Genomic DNA, 20,472 nt, shown 5'->3' on the forward strand with positions numbered 1-20,472 from the left:
TTCGATTCAGCGGCTCATCAGGCCAGGGTGGAAGTCGTAGCCGAACAGACCGCCCCGGCCGCCGGCGAAGAGGGTCCGGCCGTCCGGGCTCCAACCGCAGCACCGCAAAGGGCTGTCCGTGCGCATCAGGGTCACCACTGACCCACTGACCGGGTCCCAGACCTGGACCTTGCCGTCCTCGCCGCACGACGCCAGCCGCGGACCGCTGAACGCCACCGCGCCGACGGAGCCTTCGTGGCCGGTGAGGGTGTGCCGAACGGTGCCCGAAGCCGGGTTCCACTGGCGTACGGTTCCGTCGTCTCCCGCCGTTGCGACCAGGCTCCCGTCGGCGCTGAAGGCGACCGCCCGTACGGTCTGCGCGCCGTCATGGCGCAGGGCGTGCGTCGCGATGCCCGTGTCCAGGTTCCAGAGGTGGACGGTCTCCTGGTCGCCGGCGGCCGCGAGCATGCTCCGGTCCGCGTTGAAGGCCAGCAGGCGCACTCCTTGCAGGGTGCTTGTCAGGGTTCTCCCGACCCGGCCGTCCGCGACGTCCCACAGGTGCAGCAGTCCTTCGCCGTCGGCCGTGGCCAGCACCCCGCCGTCCGCGCTGAACGCCGCGGCCCGTACGCCCCGGACGCTGCCGTCGTCGCCGAAGGCCCGGACGGGCATGCCGGTCTCCGGGTCCAGAACCCACATCTGGCCGTCCTCCCCGACCGTGGCGAGGAGCGTTCCGTCCGGATCGAGGGCCACGGTCCGAACACCTCGGATGTACTCGGTGAGGATGCGCAGGGGCCTGCCCGTGGACGCGTCCCAGACGCGTACGCACCCGTCGTCGTCCGCCGTGACGAGGCGCGGGCCCGCCGCGACGGCCAGTACCCGTGTGCCCACCGCGTCGTCGGTGGGCAGAGTGGTCGCCGGGTCCCGGAGCCGTACCGCCCGGTCGTGGCCGGCGATGGCGAGGAGCGTTCCGTCGGGGCTGAACGCCAGGGTGTTCACACCGCCCTCGTGACCGGTCAGGGTCCGTACCGCGGCACCGGTGCCCGGGTTCCATATGCGTACGGCCCTGTCGTACCCCGCGGTGGCCAGCAGCGCTCCGTCGGGGCTGAAGGACATCCCGTTCACGTACCCCTCGTGTGCCGGGAGGACCTGTGCGGCCGCACCGGTGGCCGGATTCCAGAGCCGCACGCGCCGGTCCTCGCCCGCGGTCGCGAGGAGCCTTCCGTCGGGGCTGAAGGCCAGTGCCCTGCCGCCGATCTGATCGTTGAGGGACCGCACCACGGTGCCGGTGGCGGGGTCCCAGATCCGTACCCAGCCGTCGTCGTCGGCGGTGGCGAGCAGGGTGCCGTCCGGATGGAAGACCAGAGCCCGGAGGCCTCCGACGTGGTCGGTCAGGCGACGCAAGGCGGTTCCGGTCCTCGGATCCCAGGCTCGTACGTGTCCGTCCTCCGCGACACCCGCGAGCAGGCTCCCGTCGGGGCTGAAGGCCACGGCGTTCGCGTGCCCCTCGTGGCCTTTCAGCGTCCGCAGGGTCGCACCGGTGGCGGAATTCCACACGCGTACGCGGTTGTCGTCGGCGGTGGCGAGCAGGGCGCCGTCGGGGCTGAAGGCCACCGCCTTGATCCTTCCCCCGTGCCCGGTGAGGGTGCGCAGGGCCACGCCGGTCGCCGGGTTCCACAGGCGTACGCGCCGGTCGTCCCCGACGGTGGCCAGCACCGTCCCGTCGGGGCTGAAGGCGACCGCCCGCACCTCGCCGGAGCTGCCGGTGAGGGCGCGCAGCAGGGAGCGGTCGGGCAGGTCGGGGGGCAGCCACCGGTTGGTCAGGGCGGGATGCGCCGTGGCGGTCGGCCGGTCGTCGCCGAGCCCCAGGGCGGCCAGCCGGCTGCGGAGGATCGAGTCGAGGGCGTGGGGCGGGTCCGTGGGCGAGAGGAGGTGCGCGGCGCGGGCCAGGTCGCCGGCCAGTGCCCGGGCCGCCGGACTGGCGACGCGGTCGAGGTCGCGCCAGGGGGCCGTGGGGCCGCGTCGGCGAAGCCGGACCTGTATCCACCGCGCGTCACCGGCCAGCGACTCGGCTTCCGCCGCGCGGCCGGCGTCCAACAGGTGCTCGACGAGGTGGTCCTGCAGGTAGCCGTCGGTCGTCCGCCACCACGAGGGCCGTGCGGCGCCGGCACCGGCGGACGGGAGCTCCGCCGCGATCGCGTCGACCAGCGCCGAGTTCACCGTGGTCACGTCGGCCCCGAGTTCGACGCGCAAGTAGTCGCGTACGACGTCGTGGAGGGTGACGGCACCGCCGTCGGCGGAGGGATCGACGGCGAGGAGGGACAGATCGGCCATGTGCATGCACAGTCGACGGGTCTCGGGTTCGCCGAGGCCGCCGGTGGTCCGCCACAACATCGCGACCAGTGCCAACGGTACGGCCTCGTCCTCGGCGAAGATCCCGAGCTCGGAGAATCGGCGGGCGCCGTCTCCGGGCAGCAGTTCGGTGGCCGCCTGGATGCTCGCCCGCACGGCGGTGTTCCGTCGGACGGGATCGTCCAGGTCCAGGGGCGGTTCGGGGTCGGCGCCGGCCGGTCCGAGAGCGCGCAGCCGGTCGAGGATCGCTTGCGCGGCGATGGTGGGCTCTACGCCCGTGGCCGCCTGCACCGTGATCAGCTGGTTGACCAGCCGGAGCAACAGGGCCCACCGTCCCGTCGCCTTGACCAGGGCGGTCGCCAACGGCTCCGGCAGGGCGGGAGTCAGTTCACGGGTCAGCACCGCCCGCGCCTGCCCGAACGACATGCGGTCCACGACGGCCCGTATCGCGTCCGGCGGCAGGACGGCGGGCCTACGGGTCGTCACCAGGCGTACGCAGCGTTCCTGGGCCCCGCGGAGGAACGGCTCCAGCTGCTCCGGCTCCCAGACGTCGTCGATCACCAGGAGCGTGCGCGGACGCATGGCCAGGAGACGGCCGAGATGGTCACCCGCCCGGCCGGGATCCTCACCGGATTCGAGGGTGTCACCCGTGATGAACCGCGTCGCCTCGGCCACCTTCGCGGCGATCGCGGCCCGGCCGCGCACATCGCGCCCCACGGTGACGACGTAGACGCGGCCGCGGAAGGCCCTGCGGACCTTCGGATGGGCACAGACCATGTGCGCCAGCGTCGTCTTGCCGAATCCGCCCGCCCCGTGCAACCCGGTCGTGATGCCGACGGGTGCGCCACCGTGTCCGCGCGTGTGCCGACGGCCGAACCATCCGCGGACTCCCGCCCGCCCGCAGACCGCGGTGACGACCGCCTCCATCTCGTCCCGGTCGACGACCCAGGCGGGAACGGCCGGTGCCGGCGGAGGCGGTGGGTCGCCCGCCGTCCCCGCGACACCGGAGGCGAACCCCAACGACACCATCAGCGCGACGATGCCGGCGGCGCCGCCCATGACACTCGCGACCGGATCCGCGGCGTCCCAGCCCCCGCGGACCGCCGTCGCCAACAGCCACACCGCGGCGGCAGCGCTCACGGCGACCATGGCCTGCCCCAGCCGCCGACCCCCGTCTCTCATGACGAGTGATCCTTGCCGCTGCACACGCCGACTGCCAGCGCCTCGGCCCGCCCGACACCGAACCGGAACATGGAACACAAACCCACCAGGGATCGGCAATCCGTCTGCGCCTCAAGGGACTTGAAGGAAGGAGTCTCGCCGGCCGCACGGTCCGGGCCGTGGACGACCGGGTTCACCAGCCTTGTCCGGCGGCGTCCAGACCTCCGTCGGCCCTGTGCCCCGCAGCCGGGCCGCGAACACTTCGAGGCCCGGTCCGAGCGCCCGGCACCCCCGGAGCCCCGAGCCCGAACGCTGCTCGGCCGACCGGGCTCAGTACCATCCACGGATGTCCTGGATACGACGTCGTACGCGCAAAGAGGAGCCACCGGCGAACCGGCTGCCCGACCTGGAGTTCCTCGCACTGGTGAGGGCCGGGCTCGAAGAGTTCGCGCCCGGCGTGACGCAGGACGCCCAGCTCAAGGGGAACTCGTTGATCAGCCCACGGGGATGGGCCGTGGCCGTGGCCCCGCCGCACCACGGGGGCGGCCACCACTACGACCTCGTCGCGCTGCCGGACGTCGGTCTCCAGCCGGACGTGCCGTGCTTCATGGACTGCGTCGTGTCGATGTCCGCCGATCCACAGGACGCGGCGAACACGTGGGTGCAGACGGCAGGAGCCTGCCTGCTGGAACTCCTCGACCGCCGCGAACACTTCGCGGACCACGCGGGCCCCGACGACGAACGCGGCGTGCCCGGCCGGCACGTGATCACGTCGGGCGCGGTCGGCCTCGGACGCGACGTCGACGAGAACCGGCGACTTCAGGGCGCGCTGCTGGAAGCGAACGTGCTGCACCGGATCGCGGACTCGTTCACCGCGGACCTGGAGTCCCCCTTCTTCAACGGCGTCAAGGTCTTCTACGGCGGCAGCCCTGGCGCCATGCAGGCCGAGGTCCGCGTCAACGGTGAGCGCCACGAGGCCGCATCGGCGGCGATGGCGGCGCTCGGACTGCCCGAGCCGACGACGTTCACGACAGTACGGTTCTACGCGCTGCTGCTTCCCGTACCGGCGGGCGGCGGCCGGCCGAGCTACCGGACGGCCCGGCTCGATCTCGCTCCTGCCTCCGTGCGAACCGACGCCCACAGCCACGGCGCCGCCTGCGCCTGTGACTGCGGGGGCCACCTCGACCCGGAGCACCCCGGGTTCGACCTCGCCCTGCCTCACCTGGTCGCCGAGCTCTCGGAGGAGGAGCGCGAGCGCCGCGTGAAGTCGGACACGGGCGCGATCATCATCGCGGAGGGCGTCGGCAACTTCCTCAAGGTCCGCCTCCCGATCCGTCTGGACGACGGACGCACGGTGGTCTACCTCGCCTGGGTCTACCTCCAGGCGGCTGTGATCGACGACTTCGTGCAGCGGGTCCACAACGACGACCTGGCCGGTCATCGCTTCGAGGGCCTGCTGTGCAATGCCATCGGCCCCTGGGGCGAGGACGTCCTGCGCGCCCCCGTCGTCCTCGGCGGCCAACGGATCAACGAGGACGGCTCGATCCGCCGCAGCGAGGTTCTGGAGTCCAGCGACCCCCTGCTCGGCAAGGTACTGAGCGAGACCTGGCCTGCCGCGTTCGTCCTCGGCGACCGCTTCCCCCGCTCGCCGTCGAACTGAGGGGCCGACAGGGGAAGCGGACCCGAGGGCAGGGGGCTCGACCCAAATGAGCATGGTCATGAGTCGCCGGCTCGCCCGGCGACCACGCTGATTCCACCGCGTTCAATTTAGGACAGGGGTTCGTAGAACGGACGGTCAGGCGTGAAGTTGCGAGAACACACCGTCACGTCCTCGCCCCTGAGATAAGCCAGCAACCAGTCGCTGAACGTCATCTCATGGAGAGTCCAGGCCGGGCTGTCAAGCTCCTGAACCAGGACGCTCCAGGGCGACGAGGACCCGTCTGGAACGCGAAGGAAAACCCATTCACCCGTCGTGGCCGACGCCACCGGCATCAACTCACCGGGGTTCGACCCAACCGGACTGGGCAGAAACTCTGCCATGTCCTCCTCCCGCCACATCTCGAGATCCCCTCTGATGGTCTCTCCCAAGCTGTGCAGAAGATGGCCGGCGGGGTGCTCCAGGTACAACTGCCCGTTGATCTGGATCGAACCGTAGGCGTTCACGATCTCACGGAAGTCCGCAGGGAATTCGATACCGAACTCCCGCTCCATTTCGGCCCATGGCACCGCATCCGACCAGTTAAATCGGGGTTCGCCCAACAGGGAGCGGATCTCTGAAAGCGTTGCCACCGCTGGGCCTCTTCCACCAGGTTTCGGATGTCCTGGCCGGTACATCCGCCCCAGCAGCCTATGGGGCGCTGACTCACCTGGCGACCGCGCTGAACATCCCCGGACGTTCCTCGGCCGGCCGGCCCCACGCGACCAGGCGCTTCGCCTTCGACCGCACCCCTCGACCTTTGCCGGAACCGTCTCCAGGCCGAGCGCCACGGCGAGTTGCCGACAGTCCATCGCCTCCCCGCCCGGCTCGCTCCCACCGGCAAGGACATCCACGAGCCGTCGGTAGTCCGGCGCCAACGCACTGTCCTCGAGCCCGTCCCTCCACACCGGCACCACCGAGCCAGGCACAGCTGCGGCGGTCTGCGTCGACGGCTCGCCTGCCGCTACGACCGGCGGCACCTCATGGCCTCCGCAGGACTCAGCCGGCACCAGTCCGATCGTCTCCCGGGTGATCATGAACCGCTCCCACGCGGCCTCCGCCTCCCGAAGCTCGGTCTGAAGAGCTTCCACCCGCTGCCGAGCGGCATGCTCGCGCTCCTCCAGCAGCCCCATCACGGACGGCATCCCAACACCTCCACCGCAAAGACGACACGACACCTCGTCTCTGCCGCCGAAGCGCCGGTCCTGTACCTGACCAGCGGGAACGCGCCCACAACTCTCGGAAAGACAACGGCTTCTGACCGAGTCGGAGCTTCACTCGGCTCTATTGGAGTGGCGCTCACCCCCGACAGCCACGAAGCCTTCAGCCGGTATCTCGAGTTCCGGACCGTGCGGTCCTGACCTTCCCGCCTCTTCGGTCGGACCCCTCAGCCCAGAGACTGTTGTTCGGCTCGGGTGCGGGCGGCCGCGAGGCGTTCAACGATGGCAGCGCAGAGGCGAGGGTGGTGGGGGCCGGGAATGAGGACAGGGCCGGCCCGGATCGGTCCTGCACGTGCGGTACTCGTGCTGTGGCGCGGTGCTGCTGTGTTTCTGTCCGCGAAGTCACCGGTTCGAGGCAGCTTGCCGCGGCGGGGGCGTTTTTTCGGGTGACTGAGTGTCACCCATTGAGGTCGAAGACGTCCCATGTGGTGAACGGTTCGGCCTGGACGTAGATTCTGCTGCCCCGGCCGACGACCCGTCGACGGCCCGGGGGAGTGCCATCGGGCAGGGTGAGCAGGCCGACCTCCGTCGGCTCGACGGAGGTCTCGGTGAGTTCTCCGTGGGCGAGTCGGTCCTGTTCTTCGCCGTAGCCGCCGTAGAAGGCGACCTGCTTGCCGTGAACGGCCACCGCGTTGGCGCCCCGTATGGTGTTCGTCCACACCTTCACGGGTCGGTCGGGCCGGTCGGGGCGGATCTCGACGAGTGGGAAGTCTGTGTATGGGCAGGCCCAGGCGACGGTGCCGGACACGTTCAGCGCGTAGCAGTCGAAGAGTCCGGGTATGCGGGCGCCGTCGGAGGTCCAGGTGCGCCGACCCGTGGCGCTCCAACGCTTGATGCCTTCCGGGTTCTCGTCGAAGTGTCCGACCCAGAGGTGGCCGGCCTCGTCCACGAGCATGTGCTCGAGAGCGTCCCCGACGGAGAAGGATGTGGTTTCGCGGCCGAATTCGTCGAAGACCTGGACCTGGTCCGCGGCCTCGTGCCGGCGGGCGCGGGGCGCGGCGACGATGAATCCGCCCTCCGGCAGGCGGTCGAGGTGCGGCCACCGGGCCCGCACAGTGTTCAGCTCGGTGAGTTCGACGTGGCCGTAGGGGTGGACGGAGACGACCAGCGCGTCAAAAGGCCGGACACCGCCGGGCTCCGGTGCCCGGTCGGCGAGCAGCCAGTGGGCGGCGCCGAAGACGTCGACGGTACTGGTCAGGACGTGACGGTTGCAGTGCGCGCGGGGCAGGCGGGCGTAGGGGGTAAGGGCGGTCCTCTGCACGGGCGGGCTCTCCTGGGTGCGTGGTCGCGGACATCGGGGGCGGTGGTGACCGGTGGCGCGCGAGCGCTGGAGAGCGGAGCGGGGCGCCTAGACGGCATGGCCCTTTCTGGTCGTCATGCAGTGATCCTCGCCGACGTCGGACCTGGTGACAAACCCTTTACCACTGCCGGTACCAGTCGTCTCCGCCAGTGCGCAGCGAACGACCGAGGTAGTCCTGGAGGTCCCTGGCCACCCATCGGCGGCTGTCGCTTTCGTGCTCCCAGACGAACACGTCCGCGCGCTCGGGCTTCTGGACGAAGGCGAACTGATCGCCGCCCCCGTTGTCCCCGAAGAACAGGAAGGCATCGAACGACATATAGAGCTGAGCGAAGGATTCGTCAGTCCAGAAGAGGAGGTTCCGCTCGACGATCTGGTCGAGAGTCCAGACGGTGTCGACGTGAGTGCGGCCGAGCACGCCGTCGCTCTCCAGAAGCAACTGCTTGAGCTCCGCCGGCAGACTTCGCCCGAGTCGCTCCTCGGCCTCGGCAAGCGCCGATGCGCGAACGGGCTCCCGAATCCCTGCTGCGGGAAAGACTTCGAGTACTGCTCGTCTCCACATGGTCGGGAGCTTAGCCAGACCGGCCGAACGGGCAGACGGCCACACCAGTCAGAGGTCCGAGCCGGAGGAGTAGGCGGAGTCCGAGGAGCACTTCGACAAGCGCAGGACTGAAAATCGGGAACCGCGGCCGGCCTTACGGCCCGCCCAACGGACACCCGTCGCCCTCGGCATCCCGACCCCCCGCCGGTCTGGGGGAGCCTGAAGCTCGGCGCTCCGAACGCTCGATCTCTACTCGCGCCTGATCGACGTGGCTGACCACAACCACCCATAACACCAAGGCCGTCTCTCGGACGCAAGGGCCCGGATACAGCCAGCTAGTGGCTCGGATTGAACCGTTGACCAGGTAGCGGGACCTTCCGGAACTTCTGATCCGGGAGGTCGCTGTAGAAAAGGTCCACGACGTTCTCGCGGTTCGTGCCAGTGTGAAGGCGTGACAAAGATCGAGGCGGCAGAGGTGTTTGCGGCCGGGCGCCGAGGTAGGCGCGAGAGTCTCTATGCCTATCGGGTGCGCGGGCTCGGCCGCAGCGCGGTGGTCTTGTGGATCGGTGGCGAGAACGACGAGCCTGATCAGGTGCTGACGTTGCCGGAAGTCGATCACTGCCGGGTGCCGGTGTTCACGACCGTTCGGCAGGCGCGGTTGTACGTGAGCCGACGGGGGCGGAGGCTGGCCTGTCCGGAGGCCGACATCCTGGAGCTCAACCGTGTCGAGCATTGGCTGGAGAACCCGGCACGCCGGCGCGTCCCCTCGGGTGCGGTGCTGGATGCGTGGAACTTCTTCGAGGATCTGGCCCGAGGACTTGGTGAGGTCCATCGGCTGCCCTCGCAGAGCGCGGTGCATAACAGCGCATACGAGAGGCTGTTCGGAGGCGAGTGCGCCGCATGGACTCCCGAGGAGCAAGGTGCGGCACTGGAACTGATCACGGCCGGGATGGAACTGTGGAACTTCTGTCCGGTGATCGTCAAGCCCTGTTCGAGCATCGCTTTCGGCAGCGGGCGGAGGTCTCCCAAGGTCCGGTGATCCGTGTGCCGGTTGGCTCACCGAGGTCCTTTTACGCAGCCTTGGCCGGGTAGTCGGTCCATGATCGGATCGGTGAGTCGGGGGCGAAGCTGGTCTTCGGTTTCGCGTGAGTGTTGCGCCGGCGCGCGTAGGCGGCGATGGCGGCGTTCTGCTCGTCGTGGCTGCGGTGGTCGGTGCCGTTGAGGGCGAAGTAGCGCAGGGCCGCGAACTCGGCCTCGAGCCAGTTCAACCAGGATCCGTAAGTGGGCAGGAAGACCAGCTCGTTGTTGTTGTCGGTCGCCCAGGTGCGGACCTTGGCGTGCTTGTGCGGGGAGAAGTTGTCCAGCACCACGTACAGCTTGCCGGTGGCCAGGTCGAGGGCGGCGAGCATCTGTCGCACACCGTCGTAGCGGTCGTAGGTGGCCCGCAGCCTGCGCGGACGCCTCACCGACCCCCACGCCTTGCCCTTGCGGGACATCAGGTTCAGCGGTCCGAATTCGTCGACGCATACGCGGGCGGGCCGATGTGCAAGGACCAGCCGCCGGTGTGCTCATCTAGGCCGATTCGCGGGGGCTGCAGGGCGTCGGCGTCGTGGACGTCGGCCCGGATGATGCGGCCGGTGCCCAGGTGCAGGGAGACCCGAAGCTGCCGGCCTGTCCGGTTGGGCACCTCCACCCCGATGAGCGGCAGCGACACCACGGAGCCGGCCTTGAGGACCAACGGCAGCTCAAATGCGCTCAGCCTCGCTTTCGACCCGCACCGGCGCCGCGAAGCGCACCGCCACGCACGGACGTTCCGCGAGGCGGGTGCACGCCCGGCCCGGCGCCGTGCTCACCGGAGCACGGCGCCGGCCGCCCGCGTCCGGAGCGCGACCTCGTGTGCGGGCGGGGCCGGGGGAAGGCGCGGGGAAACGGGCCCGGGCCCTCCGTTCAGCTGGACTCGCGGACCACGAGTTCGTTCGGCGTGATCACCGGCTTCCTGGGGCCGCCCTCGATGAGCGCCAGCAGCAGGCGCACCGTCGCGGTGGCCTGGTCGGCCATGGAACTGCGCACCGAGGTGAGCGCGGGAGTGGTGTAGGCGGCGGCCTCGATGTCGTCGAACCCGACCACGGCCACGTCGTCGGGGACCCGGCGGCCCGCCTGGTGCAGGGTGCGCAGCGCCCCGATGGCCATGAGGTCGTTGGCCGCGAACACCGCGTCGACGTCCGGGTCGTCCTCCAGGAGCTGCCGCATGGCCTCCGCGCCCGACACCCGCGTGAAGTCGCCCAGCGCGACGATCGAGCGGCGGCCGGTGTCCCGCAGGGTCGCGCGGTACCCCTCGAGCCGTTCGCGGGACTCGTACAGGTCCAGCGGCCCGGTGATCGTGGCGATCCGGCGTCTGCCCCGCTCCAGCAGGTGCCGTACGGCCAGCTCCGCACCGCCCGCGTTGTCCAGCGCCACGTACGGGACGTCCGTCGCGGCGGTGCGGTTGAAGGACGCGACGGGCAGGCCCATGCGGGCGAGCGCGGCCGGCAGGGGATCGGCGCCGTGCAGCGCCACGAGCATCACGCCGTCCACGTGGCCCCCCGCCACGTAGCGCTCCACCCGGGCCCGGCTCTCGTCGGACTCGGCGAGGATCAGCACCACGCGTCTGCCGACGGCCTCCAACTCCCGGCTGACGGTGCGCACCACGGTGGAGAACAGCGGGTCGTCGGACACCACGCCCTTGGGCGGGTCGGACACGACCACGGCCACGGCGTCCGTGCGGCGGGTGACCAGGTTGCGGGCGGCGGCGTTCGGCACGTAGCCGAGTTCCCGCACCGCCTGCATGACGACGTCCCGGATCTCCGGCGCGACGGTGGTCTCCCCGTTGATGACCCGGGAGACGCTCGACTTGGACACGCCGGCCCGGGCGGCGACCACCGTGAGCGTGGGTCGTTTCATCGCCTTCCGATCACCGGTGCCCGGTCGTCGAGTCCAGGGAGCGTTTCCCCCAGGATGACCTCGGCCCGATCCGCCTGTCAACGACGCCTCCCGCGCACCTGGTTGACGGTCCCTCGCCTCAACCGGCCGGCCTCCGGCGCCGGTCGGCCGGCGCCGCGCGCACCGCCGCAGTGGATCTCAGGAACCGTTCCCTGATACGCAGCACGTGCGTCGGGGGTGTTACGGGCCTGTTGCCGAAAGCCTTGACAGGCCACCGACACCGGCCCATTCTCACCCCTCAGGGAGCGCTCCCTCACCCTTTCCCCCACTGAGGAGTCGCCCGTGCATCCCCTGCTCCGCCGCATCGGCTTACCCGCCCTGGTCGCGGCCGTCCTGCTCACCCTCGTCAGCCTGCCCGCGCCCCGCGCCCACGCCGCCGAGACCCTGCTGTCGCAGGGCCGGCCCGTGGTCGCGTCGAGCACCGAGGACCCGTTCACCGCGCCGGGAGCCGTCGACGGCAACCCGGCGACGCGCTGGTCCAGCGCCTTCTCCGACCCGCAGTGGATCAGGGTCGACCTCGGGGCCCCGGCCCGGATCAGCCGTGTCACCCTCCAGTGGGAGGCCGCCTACGGCAAGGCCTTTCGCATCCAGGTGTCGGACGACGCCGAGACCTGGTCCACCGTCCACGAGACGGCGGACGGCACCGGCGGCACCCAGAACCTGACCCTCATGGGCACCGGCCGCTACGTCCGCATGTACGGCACCCAGCGCGGCACTCAATACGGCTTCTCCCTCTGGGAGTTCCAGGTGTACGGCACGGCCGGCACCGGCGGCGACCCCGGCGGCGGTGGCGGGGACACCCTGCTGTCGTACGGGAAGACCGGCACGGCCTCCTCGTCGCAGAGCGACGGCAACTGCTGGGAGTGCACCCCGGCCCGGGCCTTCGACCGCGACCCGGCCTCCCGGTGGGCGACCAGCTCCACCACCGGCTGGACCGACCCCGGCTGGATCTCCGTCGACCTGGGCGCGACCGCGCAGATCACCAAGGTCGTCCTGCAGTGGGACCCCGCCTACGCCAAGTCCTTCCAGATACAGGTCTCGCCCAACGGCACCGACTGGACGCCGATCTACTCGACCACGTCCGGCACCGGCTTCAAACAGACCCTGTCCGTCTCCGGCACGGGGCGCCATGTCCGCATGTACGGCACCGAACGCGCCACCCCTTACGGCTACTCCCTCTGGGAGTTCCAGGTGTACGGCACCGGAGGCGCCCCCGTCCCGGCGCCGCCGCTGCCACCGGACCCGGCGCAGCCGCCGCGGCTGGTGTGGAGCGACGACTTCGACGGGGCCGCCGGCGGCAAGCCCGACCCGGCGAAGTGGCGCGCCGACCCCGGCACCGGCCAGAACGGCGAGCTGCAGTACTACACCGACCACCAGAACGCCGCGCTCGACGGCGGAGGCCATCTCGTCATGGAGGCCCGCAAGGAGGCCAGCCCCGGCCGGGCCTGCCCGCCCGACCCGCTGACCGGCAGCACCACCTGCCAGTACACCTCGGCCCGCATGAACACCGGCGCCACCTTCCAGTTCACCTACGGACGCGTCGAGGCCCGCATCAAGGTGCCCAAGGGCAACGGGCTGTGGCCCGCCTTCTGGATGATGGGCGCCGACTTCCTCACCGGCCGTCCGTGGCCGTACAACGGCGAGGTCGACATCATGGAGGTCCTCGGCAAGGACGTGAAGACGGCCTACTCGACCGTGCACGCCCCTGCCTACAACGGTGGCAACGGGATCGGCTCGCCGTACCGGCTGCCCTCGGGCGCCGACTTCTCGGACGACTTCCACACCTGGGCCGCCGACTGGAACAGCAAGGGCATCGTCTTCAGCCTCGACGGGCGCACCGTGTTCACCCTGGACAAGGACCAGGTGGAGCGCACGCGCGGACCCTGGATCTTCGACCACCCGCACTACATGATCCTCAACCTTGCGGTCGGCGGCGACTGGCCCGGCCCGACCGACGCGTCGACGCCGTTCCCGTCCCGGATGCTCGTCGACTACGTGCGCGTGTACCAGTAGCGCGGCCGGCACCGGCCCCCTTGTCAGGTCGGGCCCGGACACCTCGGTTCCGGGCCGGACCGCAGCCGCACCACGCCCCACACCCTCCGATGAGGAAGTGACATGCGCAGACACCCCTTGCACCTCTTACACCTCTATCCCGTGTTGGCCGGTGCCCTGGCGATCGCCCTGGCCGCCGCCCTCGGCATCACCCTCGGCGCCCCCGCAGCGCGGGCCGCCACCGTCACCGTCCAGGCCGAGTCCTACGCGGCGCAGTCCGGCGTCGTCCTGGAGACGACCGCCGACATGGGCGGCGGGCAGAACGCCGCCTACCTCGCCGACGGAGACTGGATGCGCTTCGACCAGGTCGACCTCGGGCCCGCCGGCCGCCTGACGGTGTCGGCGCGCATCGCCGCCGCCACGGGCAGCGGGTCCGTCGAACTGCGCACCGGTTCCCTGACCGGCCCCCTGCTCGCCGTGATCCAGACAGGCCCCACCGGGGGCTGGCAGACCTGGGCGACGCGCAGCGCCGACGTCACCACCCACCCGACCGGCGCCCAGACCGTGTTCGCGGTGCTGCGCAGCACCACGCCCGGCGACTTCGTCAACATCAACTGGTTCTCGTTCGTCACCGGCGGCGACGAGGCCGCGCCGGGCTGGGTCGACGTTGACCAGACCAAGTGGCAGGCCCAGCTGACCCAGTTCCGGGCGATGACCCCGGCGCCGGTGCCCGCCAACGCGGTGCGCGTCCCCGAGTTCAACGCCACCTGCACCTACAGCCACTCCAAGCCGGACGACCCGATCGTCGCCCCGGGCCTGCCCGGCGCGTCCCACATGCACAGCTTCTTCGGCAACAAGAGCACCGACGCGTTCACCACCACCCAGAGCCTGCTGGGCAACACGGGCACGACCTGCACACCCGCCAAGGACCTCTCGGCGTACTGGATCCCCACGCTCTACGAGCGCGGCAAGGCGGTCGAACCCGACGGGATGATCGTCTACTACGGGTCGCGGCTGCCCGACCCCACGGCGACCGTGCCCTTCCCGCAGGGCTTCCGCATGATCGCGGGCAACGCCAAGTCGCAGGTGGCCACCCCGGCCGGCTCGCCCAACCAGTTCTGGTGCGCCGGACCCGGCGGCGAGACCGGCCGCAGCGCCGACGGCAACTGGCCGCTGTGCGCCCCCACCGCCAAGCTGGTGTACCAGCTGGTCTTCCCGGACTGCTGGGACGGCCAGCACCTCGACAGCCCGGACCACAAGTCGCACATCGCCTTCACCTACGACGGCAAGTGCAGCGGCGCCTACCCGGTCGCCATCCCCTCGGTGTCGTTCGTCATCAGCTACCCGACCAGTGGGAGCGCCGACGGGTTCAGCCTGGCGTCGGGCATGGCCTCGTCCATCCACGGCGACTTCTTCAACGCCTGGGACACCGCGGCCCTCGGGCAGCGCGTGAAGGACTGCATCGTGCAGAGCGCCAAGTGCAACTCCGCCGGAACGTTCTGACCCGGCGGACGGCGGCCGCCCTGCTCCTGGGCCTGTCGGTCGTCGGCTGCACCCCGCAGCCGCCGACCGACAGGCCCGCGCCCGCCGCCTTCAACGACACCGACACGGCATGGATCCAGTTGATGATCCCCATGGACGAACGGGCCTCGCTGCTCATCGACTTGGCGCCCGCCCGCGCCGGTCGCCCGGCCCTGGCCGGCTGGGCCGAGGAGGCGGGAAGGAGATCGAAGGACGAACTCGTCGACCTGCGTGAGCTGTTGGAGGTCTCGGGTGTTCCCGACACCCGCCCCCACGAGGGGCACAACATGCCGGGCATGGTCACGCTCGACACGGTGCGCAGGGCGAGGACGGCGACGGGGGAGAGCTTCGACCGCCTCTTCACCGAGAGTCTGCGGGCCCATCTGGTCCAGGTCCGCACGCTGTGCGCGAGTGAACGCATGTCAGGGAGCGCCGAGCGGGCGAAGGACCTCGCCGCCGTCATCGAAAGGAGCGTGGCCCGGCAGATCACCCGGCTCGACGCCCTCCGGTGACGGCCTCGTGAAAGAGACTGGCCGGCTCTCCGGCTCCGGCAGCGGCGAGGTCGCCGCGCCGGGCGAGGTAGTCGGCCATGGAGGCACGGTGGACGGCGCGGGCACACTCCAGCAGCGCACCGTCCACCGTTCCGCCCAGGGTGCGGCCGAGGGCCTCGACGTGACTCACGACGGCCTCGACGGTCATCGGCCGCCTGTACGGGCCCGGCCGCGCGGATGAGGCCGCCGGCAGCAAACACCGATTCCGGCTCGATCACGTCCCGCGCGGCGTCCACCAGCCCGGCCCGCCCGTGCACTCAGGTGCGCCACCTGCGTGGGTTGTCAGCTCATCGGCGTACCGTGAGTACTCCCTACCGGGTCGACACCGTTCGTCGAATTGCCCGCTGGTACGGGCCTTGGTGCTCAGAACCCGTCACCCCATCCAAAGGGGACCTTGTAGGCGCGCTGTAGTGCGTGCCGACCGTGGTCCCCGTCCGCTGAGTCGTGTGACGCTCCCACTGGGAACTCGTTCTGGGGACGTGGGGCGGGGAGATCTTTCAGATGAAGAGTGGGCTCGGCCGGAGCCGCACCTGCCTACGAATCGCGGGCGGGGCGGACGCTGGCAATGCCACCGTCGTGTGATCAACGGGATTCTGTTCCGGCAGCGGACCGGTCTCCTCTGGCGGGACCTGCCGTCCCGCTTCGGCAGTTGGAAGACGGTTCACGACCGTCATCGAAGGTGGCCGGCGCCTCCACTTGTGCCCCGAAGATCCCGGGCCGGCGAAGGAGACCAGGGCGTCACCGCTCCGATGAGGCCCTGGGACGCTCGCGAGGCGGGCTCACCTGCAAGATCCACCTCGCTGGAGGAGGTGGGCGTCGCCCGCTCGGTTTTGTCGTCACGCCCGGCCAGTGGGGAGACGCACCACAGATGATTCCCGTCCTGGAAGAGATCCGTGTGCCCCGGCAGGCTGGTGGACGACCGCGCACCCGGCCCGACCACGTCGGGGGCGATAAGGCATACGCGTCACGCCGCAACCGGCTTCACCTGCGCAGACGCCGCATCAAACACACGATCTTCGAGCCGAGAGACCAGCGGGCCAACCGCCGGCGCCGCGGCAGCCAAGGCGGCCGACCTGCCAGGTTCGACAAGATGGTCTACCGCCGCCGCAACGAAGTGGAGCGGACCATCAATTGGCTCAAGAACTTCCGGGCCATCGCCACGCGCTTCGACAAGCGGGCATACGTCTTCCATGGGACGGTCGCGGTGGCCGCGATCCGCCTATGGATCCGCCCGGTGCGAAGCGCCCGTTTCAGAGGTCCTGCGCACCCGGGTAGTGGTGGCGAAGTTCGCTGAGTACGCGCTCGTCGACAGCCCTGACGTCCCACAAGGAGCTGTCGAATTCGGTCAGGACGACCACCAGTTCGTCCTGGGCGAACCCACGTGCTTCGGCGTCGATCAACTGGAGGAAGGGAGTCGTCAACGACAACAGCGTCAACGTGTCCATACCCTCGCCGGCAGACAGCCTCTCCATCTCGACACAGCGAGGGTCGACGATCTCGTCGAACTCCACACGCCACGTCAGGTCCAGGCCGAAGCTGCCGAGGCGAACCAGTAGCTCAGCCAGGGTCACGTAGTGCTTTCCACGCCAGGCAGGAAACGTGATCCCCTTCATCCCCGTCTCTGCTTCGGCTGTATCGCGCGACATGCGACCCCCTTCGTACAGCGAACACTAGGCCACGGCCCTGACCAGCTCGCACGACTCATCGGACAGGCCTAGGGCCAAGCGCGCTTATGCCTTCCATGGCAGAGGAATTGTCAAGGCTTGTGGATGAGGAGTGGTTGCCTGCTGGCAGGTGAATGGCCTTGAGTCTCCAGTAGGGGGAGACACAAAGGTGGGGACATGGACGGCGACACGCTTTATCCGATCGGCGAACTTGCTCGACGGACCGGCCTGACGGTCAAGACCATCCGGTTCTACTCCGATCGCGGAATCGTGGCGCCGACGGACCGCAGCCCGGCCGGCTACCGCCTCTACGGCATCGACGCCGTCGCACGCCTGGACCTCGTACGGACCCTGCGCGAGCTGGGACTGGACCTTCCCACGATCCGCAGGGTCGTGGACCGGGAGCTCTCGCTTCCCGAGGTCGCCGCGGCGCACGCCGAAGCACTGGCAGTGCAGATCCGCGTCCTGCGCCTGCGGCACGCGGTGCTGACGACGGTGGCCGAGCGCGGGTCCACACCTGAGGAGACGGATTTGATGCACAAGCTGGCCAGGCTCTCCGAGGACGAACGCCGACGTCTGATCGGCGATTTCCTCGACGCCGCCTTCGGCGGTCTCGATACCGACCCCGCATTCGCGGGGGTCATGCGCTCGATGACCCCCGAGTTGCCCGACAACCCGGAGGCGGAGCAGGTCCAGGCGTGGGTGGAGCTGGCCGAACTGGCCATGGACCCGGGTTTCCGCGCCGTCGTGCGGCGGATGGCCGAGGACCAGGCAGCCGAGCAGACCCGAAGCGACATGACGGTCCCGCGCCGCGACATCACCGCAGCCGTCCGTGACCAGGCCGGCCCGGCCCTGACCGCAGGTATCGACCCGGCCTCACCCCAGGCCGATCCGATCGTCGCGGAGTTCACGGCGCACTACGCGCACCTCCTCGGCCGCCCCGACGACGTCGAGCTTCGCCGTCGGCTGGCGACTCGGCTGGAGAGCGTGAACGACCCACGCAGGGAGCGGTACCTCCAGTTGCTCGCAGTGGTCAACGGCTGGCCGGCCCCGGAGAGTCTGGCCCCGGTGTTCGATTGGTCCGTCCAGGCTCTGCGCGCCCGGACACAGCAATGACGGGGCGGTCGCAAGGCGGCATGGGGCGGACACGGCACGCGTAGGGTGAAAACGCCGCCGCGTACGATCGGTTGATGAGTGCCCCGGTCGTACTTCAGGTGGCCGCGGCGCCGGTCTCTCCCGCTCTCGTTCTTCGCCCCTGGCGCATGGAGGACGTTGCCGCATTGATCGAGGTGAGTCGGGATCCCACACTGCGCCGGTGGGCGGGCTCTGTCGTGGACAACGATGCCGAGGGGGACACGCTGGGTGCAGGCTCAGCAGCAGGGCTGGGCAGCGGGGGACCGGTTCGGCTCTGCCGTCCTTGAGTCGCGGGCGGGGAGTGGCCTCCCGCGTTCTGGAGGCACTCACCAGTTGGGCCTTCGAGACCTTCGAAGCCGACGGGCTGGAGCGCCTCGAACTCCTGCACCAGGTGGACAACCTGGCATCGTGCCGGGTTGCACAGAAGAGCCGCTACGACTTCGACACCGTCCTGCCCGCGGCACCGCCCTCCTTCCCCGCGATGGCCACCTGCACATACGGCGTACGAGTGCCTGAGATCCGCTGATCTGTGACATTCCGTGACGGCTGGAGTTCTTCAACATCCCGGCCGCTTTCGTCGAGTTCGAAGTTGGACCTCCTGCGTATGCGCACCGGGAGGCGCATGGCCGTAGGCAGGGCCTGGGGGAAGCCGAAAAGGCAAGCAACCCGAGCTGAACGCCCGCCAGTGGGCGTACCTCCTCAAGGGGCACGCCACTGGACCATCGCTGACCTAGGGAACCACTCGTACCTTTCTGGCATCTACAGCATCAACGCCACCGGAAGCGATCATGATGTCCTCCCTCGACGTACCCGCCACGACCGCAACTCCGGCCCCTGGCTCTGGCCCGGGCTTCTCAATGGACGAGCAGAAGGTCATCTCGCTGTGCGACACGAGGTAGCTACCTTGAGAGGCCCTTTCACGCGATGAGCAGTACAACCAATACGCCGACGCGCCACACGTCCACCACCGGCTCCGTGGACACCACGGGCCGCCGCAACACCGAGCTCGCGTTGCTGGTGTTCGCCGTGGTGATCCCGCTGTTCGCCTATGCCAATGTGGGCCTGGCCATCAACGGTTCGGTACCGTCCGGTCTGCTGGGCTACGGCCTCGGACTCGGTCTGCTTGCCGGCGTCGGCCATCTCGTCGTACGGAAGTTCGCGCCACATGCCGACCCGCTGTTACTTCCGCTGGCCACGCTGCTGAACGGGCTCGGTCTGGTGGTCATCTGGCGGCTGGACCAGTCACCGAGGCTTCAGCGGCGTGCCGAGATGTTGTTCGGGGGGTTCAGTCCGGACACCCCCAAGCAACTGCTGTACTCGGCACTCGGCATCGCGTTCTTCGCCGTGATCATCGTGTTCCTGAAGGACCACCGGATCCTGCAGCGCTACACGTACATCTCCATGGTCGTCGCGCTCATGCTGCTCATCGCGCCGGTGTTCTTCCCGGCCGTCAACGGCGCCAAGATCTGGATAAGCCTCGGCGCCTTCACCATCCAGCCCGGCGAATTCGCGAAGATCGTCATTGCTGTCTTCTTCTCCGGCTACCTGATGGTGAAGCGTGACGCACTGGCGCTGGCCAGCCACCGTTTCATGGGTCTGTACCTGCCGCGTGGCCGCGACCTCGGCCCGATCATCGCTGTGTGGGGGATGAGCCTGCTCGTCCTGGTCTTCGAGACTGATCTCGGTACGTCGCTGCTGTTCTTCGGAATGTTCGTCGTCGTCCTGTACGTCGCCACCGAACGGACCAGCTGGATCGTTTTCGGTCTGCTGATGTCGTCGGCCGGCGCGGTCGGTGTGGCCTCCTTCGAGCCGCACGTTCAGCAGCGCGTCGATGCCTGGCTGCATCCCTTCTCGGACAAGGTCATGGCGCAGAGCGACCAGATCGCACAGTCGCTGATGGCGTTCGGTTCCGGCGGAGTCCTCGGCACCGGACTCGGCCAGGGCCACTCCGACCTCATCGGGTTCGCCGCCGACTCCGACTTCGTCTTCGCCACCTTCGGCGAGGAGCTCGGCCTGGCCGGTGTGATGGCGATCCTGCTGCTGTACGGACTGATCGTCGAGCGCGGCATCCGCACCGCGCTCGCCGTCCGCGACCCCTTCGGAAAACTGCTCGCGGTCGGCCTGTCCAGCGCATTCGCCATCCAGGTGTTCGTCGTGGCCGGCGGTGTCATGGGCCTCATCCCGCTGTCCGGCATGACGATGCCCTTCCTGGCGTACGGCGGTTCCTCCGTCATCGCCAACTGGGCACTCGTCGGCATCCTGCTGCGCATCAGCGACGCCGCACGCCGCCCGGCCCCCGCCTCCCACCCCGACGCCGACTGAGACCGGAGGCGTCCGATACCCGCATGTGTGCGGGGGCATTATACGCCCCGATGCCGACATTCCCAC

At 69.7% G+C, this 20,472-nt stretch carries 16 protein-coding genes and 2 pseudogenes; 9 read left to right on the forward strand and 9 right to left on the reverse strand.

All coding sequences use genetic code 11. The features are described from left to right. Positions 1–6 precede the first annotated feature (6 nt). Complete coding sequence (locus ACICHK_RS39160) at positions 7–3,510, reverse strand: NB-ARC domain-containing protein (RefSeq protein ID WP_406840712.1); 3,504 nt, start codon at positions 3,508–3,510, stop codon at positions 7–9. Between the two features lie 325 nt (positions 3,511–3,835). On the opposite strand from ACICHK_RS39160, the gene ACICHK_RS39165 reads away from it, so the two are divergent. Beyond that, complete coding sequence (locus ACICHK_RS39165) at positions 3,836–5,149, forward strand: DUF6348 family protein (protein ID WP_406840713.1); 1,314 nt, start codon at positions 3,836–3,838, stop codon at positions 5,147–5,149. Positions 5,150–5,256: 107 nt separating this feature from the next. Here the strand turns inward: ACICHK_RS39165 and ACICHK_RS39170 are convergent, their stop codons facing one another. From ACICHK_RS39170 to ACICHK_RS39180, 3 genes are all read right to left on the reverse strand, one after another. Beyond that, positions 5,257–6,330, reverse strand: a complete 1,074-nt coding sequence (locus ACICHK_RS39170; RefSeq protein ID WP_406840714.1) for an SMI1/KNR4 family protein — start codon at positions 6,328–6,330, stop codon at positions 5,257–5,259. Between the two features lie 472 nt (positions 6,331–6,802). Then, positions 6,803–7,666: a hypothetical protein gene (locus ACICHK_RS39175; RefSeq protein WP_406840715.1), complete on the reverse strand. Its 864-nt coding sequence runs from the start codon at positions 7,664–7,666 to the stop codon at positions 6,803–6,805. A gap of 157 nt (positions 7,667–7,823) precedes the next feature. Then, entirely contained in the window at positions 7,824–8,264 is a 441-nt protein-coding gene (locus ACICHK_RS39180; protein ID WP_406840716.1) for an SMI1/KNR4 family protein, read from the reverse strand. A gap of 430 nt (positions 8,265–8,694) precedes the next feature. Between ACICHK_RS39180 and ACICHK_RS39185 the strand changes: the two genes are divergently transcribed. Beyond that, on the forward strand, positions 8,695–9,282 hold the full coding sequence (locus ACICHK_RS39185) for a hypothetical protein (RefSeq protein WP_406840717.1): 588 nt from the start codon (positions 8,695–8,697) through the stop codon (positions 9,280–9,282). A gap of 31 nt (positions 9,283–9,313) precedes the next feature. On the opposite strand, the gene ACICHK_RS39190 is transcribed toward ACICHK_RS39185, so the two are convergent. The 3 genes from ACICHK_RS39190 to ACICHK_RS39200 form a co-directional block, all read right to left on the reverse strand. Continuing rightward, positions 9,314–9,739 (reverse strand): transposase, encoded by a 426-nt coding sequence (locus tag ACICHK_RS39190; protein ID WP_406840718.1) that lies wholly within the window; start codon positions 9,737–9,739, stop codon positions 9,314–9,316. Between the two features lie 5 nt (positions 9,740–9,744). Continuing rightward, positions 9,745–9,981, reverse strand: coding sequence for a hypothetical protein (locus ACICHK_RS39195; RefSeq protein WP_406840719.1), 237 nt, complete (start codon positions 9,979–9,981; stop codon positions 9,745–9,747). A gap of 209 nt (positions 9,982–10,190) precedes the next feature. Next, complete coding sequence (locus ACICHK_RS39200) at positions 10,191–11,183, reverse strand: LacI family DNA-binding transcriptional regulator (protein ID WP_406840720.1); 993 nt, start codon at positions 11,181–11,183, stop codon at positions 10,191–10,193. Positions 11,184–11,504: 321 nt separating this feature from the next. Between ACICHK_RS39200 and ACICHK_RS39205 the strand changes: the two genes are divergently transcribed. From ACICHK_RS39205 to ACICHK_RS39215, 3 genes are all read left to right on the forward strand, one after another. Then, a complete protein-coding gene (locus tag ACICHK_RS39205) occupies positions 11,505–13,235 on the forward strand; it encodes a discoidin domain-containing protein (protein WP_406840721.1) in 1,731 nt (576 codons plus the stop codon). A gap of 102 nt (positions 13,236–13,337) precedes the next feature. Further along, positions 13,338–14,717, forward strand: a complete 1,380-nt coding sequence (locus ACICHK_RS39210) for a DUF1996 domain-containing protein (protein WP_406840722.1) — start codon at positions 13,338–13,340, stop codon at positions 14,715–14,717. After that, on the forward strand, positions 14,693–15,247 hold the full coding sequence (locus ACICHK_RS39215) for a DUF305 domain-containing protein (protein WP_406840723.1): 555 nt from the start codon (positions 14,693–14,695) through the stop codon (positions 15,245–15,247). The genes ACICHK_RS39210 and ACICHK_RS39215 overlap by 25 nt, the downstream gene beginning before the upstream one ends. On the opposite strand, the gene ACICHK_RS39220 is transcribed toward ACICHK_RS39215, so the two are convergent. Further along, positions 15,222–15,434 carry a hypothetical protein gene (locus ACICHK_RS39220; protein ID WP_406840724.1) on the reverse strand — a complete coding sequence of 71 codons (213 nt, stop codon included), beginning with the start codon at positions 15,432–15,434 and terminating at the stop codon, positions 15,222–15,224. The genes ACICHK_RS39215 and ACICHK_RS39220 overlap by 26 nt on opposite strands. 331 nt (positions 15,435–15,765) lie before the next feature. Between ACICHK_RS39220 and ACICHK_RS39225 the strand changes: the two are divergent. After that, positions 15,766–16,580: pseudogene (locus ACICHK_RS39225) on the forward strand (IS5 family transposase). Here ACICHK_RS39225 and ACICHK_RS39230 read toward each other — a convergent pair. Continuing rightward, positions 16,537–16,932: a hypothetical protein gene (locus tag ACICHK_RS39230; protein ID WP_406840725.1), complete on the reverse strand. Its 396-nt coding sequence runs from the start codon at positions 16,930–16,932 to the stop codon at positions 16,537–16,539. The pseudogene ACICHK_RS39225 and the gene ACICHK_RS39230 sit on opposite strands and share 44 nt — an antisense overlap. A gap of 195 nt (positions 16,933–17,127) precedes the next feature. Here ACICHK_RS39230 and ACICHK_RS39235 point away from each other — a divergent pair, with 195 nt between their 5' ends. The 3 genes and pseudogenes from ACICHK_RS39235 (at position 17,128) to ACICHK_RS39245 (ending at position 20,406) form a co-directional block, all read left to right on the forward strand. Continuing rightward, entirely contained in the window at positions 17,128–18,066 is a 939-nt protein-coding gene (locus ACICHK_RS39235; protein ID WP_406840726.1) for a MerR family transcriptional regulator, read from the forward strand. A 146-nt stretch (positions 18,067–18,212) separates the two neighbouring features. Then, a pseudogene (locus ACICHK_RS39240) lies at positions 18,213–18,600 on the forward strand (GNAT family N-acetyltransferase). Positions 18,601–19,008: 408 nt separating this feature from the next. After that, entirely contained in the window at positions 19,009–20,406 is a 1,398-nt protein-coding gene (locus ACICHK_RS39245) for an FtsW/RodA/SpoVE family cell cycle protein (protein ID WP_406840727.1), read from the forward strand. The last annotated feature ends 66 nt before the right edge of the window (positions 20,407–20,472 follow it).

It is taken from the genome of Streptomyces sp. AHU1, assembly GCF_045343905.1.
Classification (GTDB): Bacteria; Actinomycetota; Actinomycetes; order Streptomycetales; family Streptomycetaceae; genus Streptomyces; species Streptomyces triticiradicis.

Coding starts and splice junctions, on each gene's coding strand:
- ACICHK_RS39160 (WP_406840712.1), bottom strand. CDS start 3,510: ATGAGAGACGGGGGTCGGCGGCTGGGGCAGGCCATGGTCGCCGTGAGC.
- ACICHK_RS39165 (WP_406840713.1), top strand. CDS start 3,836: ATGTCCTGGATACGACGTCGTACGCGCAAAGAGGAGCCACCGGCGAAC.
- ACICHK_RS39170 (WP_406840714.1), bottom strand. CDS start 6,330: ATGCCGTCCGTGATGGGGCTGCTGGAGGAGCGCGAGCATGCCGCTCGG.
- ACICHK_RS39180 (WP_406840716.1), bottom strand. CDS start 8,264: ATGTGGAGACGAGCAGTACTCGAAGTCTTTCCCGCAGCAGGGATTCGG.
- ACICHK_RS39190 (WP_406840718.1), bottom strand. CDS start 9,739: ATGTCCCGCAAGGGCAAGGCGTGGGGGTCGGTGAGGCGTCCGCGCAGG.
- ACICHK_RS39200 (WP_406840720.1), bottom strand. CDS start 11,183: ATGAAACGACCCACGCTCACGGTGGTCGCCGCCCGGGCCGGCGTGTCC.
- ACICHK_RS39210 (WP_406840722.1), top strand. CDS start 13,338: ATGCGCAGACACCCCTTGCACCTCTTACACCTCTATCCCGTGTTGGCC.
- ACICHK_RS39220 (WP_406840724.1), bottom strand. CDS start 15,434: ATGACCGTCGAGGCCGTCGTGAGTCACGTCGAGGCCCTCGGCCGCACC.
- ACICHK_RS39230 (WP_406840725.1), bottom strand. CDS start 16,932: ATGTCGCGCGATACAGCCGAAGCAGAGACGGGGATGAAGGGGATCACG.
- ACICHK_RS39235 (WP_406840726.1), top strand. CDS start 17,128: ATGGACGGCGACACGCTTTATCCGATCGGCGAACTTGCTCGACGGACC.
- ACICHK_RS39245 (WP_406840727.1), top strand. CDS start 19,009: ATGAGCAGTACAACCAATACGCCGACGCGCCACACGTCCACCACCGGC.